A 622-nucleotide genomic window follows, 5' to 3' on the forward strand; every position below is an offset into this window, starting at 1 on the left:
CCACGGGTCCGGGTCGCGGTCCTTGCCGACGAGCCCGTCGAGGCCACGCCGGTAGTGCGACACCTGCACCATCGCCGACGCAGCCAGCCCCTCTGTGTTGGTGGTCTGGTCGGGGGGCATGAGCACCAGATGGTGATGCTCCACCCATGAGCGGGACGGCATCCGATGCCATGCCGCGAACCCGACCTGCCGACACGCCCTCAGCACCGCCTTGCGCTGCGGTGGGGTGAGGTGGTGGCGGATCGACAGGTCGACCACGCCGTCTCCGGTGTGGGTCGAGCCCGAGTAGGGGCTGCGTGGCTGCCACGACCCCTGACCGGGGCGGATGATCCACCCGTCCCGCCAGCCACGGAACTCGGGCATCGCGGCAGCCAGCCGCTCGGCCTCGATCAGTGCGTCCCGAGTGCGGGGCGACAGCAGGGAGCCGCGCCACGTGATCCGATCAGCCATCATCACACCTCGTAGGTCATCGTGAAAAACAGCGAGTCGCCCGACGCCCACCCACCAGGGTTGTTGTTGGAGATCCGCCCGGACGGGATCAGCGCAACCACACGGCCAGGGCCCACCGGCCTCACCGTCAGCGGATACTCAGACCCGCCACGCGCCAGCCACCCCACGCCAG

General features: G+C 69.8%; 1 protein-coding gene. It reads right to left on the minus strand.

Annotation, left to right across the window (positions count from 1 at the left end; genetic code table 11):
• On the minus strand, positions 1-450 hold a 450-nt coding region (locus tag ACTQ48_RS11375; protein ID WP_441571023.1), incomplete at its 3' end, for a hypothetical protein.
• Positions 451-622 lie beyond the last annotated feature (172 nt).

The sequence above is a fragment of the Collinsella sp. Sow4_E3 genome, assembly GCF_052116285.1.
GTDB lineage: Bacteria > Actinomycetota > Coriobacteriia > Coriobacteriales > Coriobacteriaceae > Collinsella.